This window comes from Cetobacterium sp. (assembly GCF_048470075.1).
Lineage (GTDB): Bacteria > Fusobacteriota > Fusobacteriia > Fusobacteriales > Fusobacteriaceae > Cetobacterium_A.
In genome coordinates, this window is sequence record NZ_DBGBQB010000228.1 from 1 (window position 1) to 3345 (window position 3345).

3 protein-coding genes are annotated in these 3345 nt (G+C 25.4%); all 3 read left to right on the plus strand.

Features of this window, described 5'->3' with window-relative positions; all coding sequences use genetic code 11:
- Window positions 1-2419: hypothetical protein (locus tag ACMOUI_RS08075; protein WP_418965216.1), on the plus strand; the 2419-nt coding region annotated here is incomplete at its 5' end.
- Between the two features lie 68 nt (window positions 2420-2487).
- Complete coding sequence (locus ACMOUI_RS08080) at window positions 2488-3006, plus strand: hypothetical protein (RefSeq protein WP_418965217.1); 519 nt, start codon at window positions 2488-2490, stop codon at window positions 3004-3006.
- 9 nt (window positions 3007-3015) lie between these two features.
- The coding region (locus ACMOUI_RS08085) for a hypothetical protein (RefSeq protein WP_418965218.1) at window positions 3016-3345 on the plus strand (330 nt) is incomplete at its 3' end.

A 3345-nucleotide genomic window follows, 5' to 3' on the forward strand; every position in this document is an offset into this window, starting at 1 on the left:
GGTTGATAATGCTTACTCTGTAATAAATGAAAATGATACAAGATATTTAGATTTAGAAAGTTTTCTAAAAAGTATTAATATTGAAGATTCTATTAAAAACGAAAAAGTAAATTTAATATTGGGTGAAAACTTAAGAAAAATTGAAATTAATTTAAAGAATAATGAAATATACGAAAAAGGAACTTTACTACAAGAACAAGGTAAAACTATTATAAAAAAAGATGAGAAAATATATTTAAGAGAAGATGTATTTAAAAAATTATTTACTTCTAATTATAGATTAGATGAAAACTCTTTAAAATTATCAATCTTTTTAAATTTTTCTCCTCCTGAAGAAGTATTGAAAAGACTTTCTTTAAAAGCAGAAAATTTAAAAGAAAATTCAAATATAGGAGTTCTTGAATATGGAAGTGAAAGACAACTATTTGAATTAGGTTATGCTAGAGTTACTGCCAATAAAGTTTTTACTAAACAAAGTGGTCAAAAAAGTTTTGAAAATACATGGGATAGTAGTTTTGAATATCAAGGTGGACTATTATATGGACAGTTACAATTTAACTATAATATAAATGATAATATTCTAAATGATGTTAGATTAGAGTATGATGATATCTGGAAAAATCATACTTTTGAAATATCTAATACAGGTGGAAAACAAGGTAGAGAATGGGGTATTAGTTTTTATAAAGATAAAGGATATTATAACGACGGATCAAAAGTTATAATAAAAGAGAATGTTCCTGTTGGAAGTAGAGCAGAATTAAAATATATGGGAGCTTCTATTGCAATAGAGAATGAAGAAAATGGAGAAGTTATTTTTGATAATCCTATTATAGTTACGGATAGAACATATACTTTAATTATTTATACTCCTGAAGGTAAAGTAATAGAGAAAACAATTAAAACAACAGAAGACTTTGATAAACAAAATAAAGGAGAAGTTCAATACACATTCTTATTAAATGAAGATCATGATTCAAAAAAATATACAACTTCATTTGATACTTTCTATGGAGTTACAGATAACTTAACTCTTGGAGCTGGTTATAACAGAGGTATTGAAACTATTAATAATAAATACCAATATACACAAGATGCTAAAGCAAATATTGTTTATGGAGATACATACAATGGTCTTTCATATATTTTAAGATTAGATTTTGAAAAATCTTTTGACGATTATGTAGTTGGAGATCAAAAATATAAAGATAAATATTCTTACGGAGGATTAACTCAATTAGGATATGGAAATTTAAAATATACTTATGAAAATACTCACTATGGAAAATTCCATAGTGAAAAATATAAAGAAAGCCATGAAATACAGTATGATATATTCCAAAATGTTAGATTAACATATGATTATAAAAAAACACATAAATATTTAGGAGAAAGTCAAAGTGATAGCCAATATGGTGTATCAATAGATAAAAATATTGGAAAAATATTATTTTCACTAGATGCTAAAAAATCTCAACACAAAGGACAAGAAGGAGATGAATATAGTTTAAGTGCTTACTATACAACAAGAGCTGGTTTATCTACAAGACTTGAAAATAAATGGACTAATTCAGGAAAAGACTATGAAACTATTTTAAGTATCTACAACAATAATTATAGAGGATTTCTTGATTATAGTTTAGAATTTGGATATTCAGAACAGTATAGAGATAAAGCAACATTTAAAATATCAATGAAACTTGCAGATTGGTTAGATATGGATGCTAATTTTGATAAGACTGGATCACAAGAATATAAGTTTGGAATTGATAAAATAGTGGATTTAAAAAATCCAACTAAAAAAGTAGATTCTATGGACGTATCAAGAGTAAAAGTTATTACTTTTATAGATGAAAATAACAATAATAAATTAGATCCACTAGAAAAATTAATTGAGGGTGTTGAAGTTACTATTGGAAATACAACAGCAACAACTAATGAAGAAGGTTATGCTATGTTCTATGGTATCTCAAACGGTGTTATTTATGATTTAAAACCATTAATTAAAAAGCCTTCATTTACTTTAGGAGATAATAAAATAATTATAAAAGGTAATTTTGCATCTACTATAGAAGCATATGTTCCAGTTAAACCAATGCTAAATTTAAATGGAAAAATAAATATAGATGAAGGATTAAACCTTACTGATTTAGAAAAAGAGGAACTATATCAAAATGTCTTGATTGAAATAAAAGACTTAAATGGTAAGTCAATAGAGTTAGTAATGCCTGATAATATTGGTGAATTTGATGTAAGTGGTTTATTCCCTGAAAAATATATTGTAGAAGTAAGTTATTTAGGAACTAAATATAATTTAGAAAAATTGAATGATACTGTTAAATTAACTTACTTAGATGATGAGTTTGAAAACAAAATTGTATATAACTTAAATGCACAAAAAATTTCAAAAGCCAATTAAAAAAAGGAGATAGTTTTATGATAAAAAAAATATTATGTGTATTATTTTTGTGTCAAGGACTATTACTTTTGGGACAAGGTACGGAAGAGAATGGTAATCCAGCCATTCTCTTTCCTTCTAATATAAAACCTAATTTAAAACCAGAAGTAAAACCTGTGATACCTTTAATTCCCTTAGTACCAGCATTACCAAGTAAAGTTGAAAATATTGATGAAGAAGGAAATATTCGACATTTAGAGAAAAATTTTACTGTAATGATGGAAGCAAAAGTCAATGTTTTTATTCCATTAGAAATTATTTCAGATATTTCAGTTGAAGCAACTGTTTTTGGAGATGAAACTGTTCAAGTACCTTTTGAAATAGAGTTAAATAGAGAGCCTGAAAAAAAAGATTTTTATAAAATACTTTATAGTGAAAAACAACTCGATATAGATGATGACGGACGTCTAGATACTTTTATTTATTCACCTGAATTTGCAAATAGTAAAGTTATTACAGATAACTATGTAGAAGTTCAAGGAGTAAATATATCTAAAGAGGGTAGTTATCAAAAGAAAGTTTATGTAACAGTTGAAGCTGGAATATAGGAGGATATAATGAAATTTGTAATATTTATTTTACTATCAATACTTTCTATTCCTAGTTTTTCTCAAATAAAATTAAAAATACACGAACCTATGAGATTTGAGAATATTAATACTACATCTATGACTGATATTGTAGTAGGAAAAGGAATGATTGAAATTTATACAGATGACTTAGAAAATGATTATGGTAAAAAACTAACATTCAAATTCCCAGAAAAAGGACTTATGACAAATAAAAAAAGATGGTTAAAAATAGAAAAATATATGATGGAAGATTCTGAAAAAAATATTATCATTGAAAATGAAAGAAGATTAGTTAGTATATATGCCATTATAGAT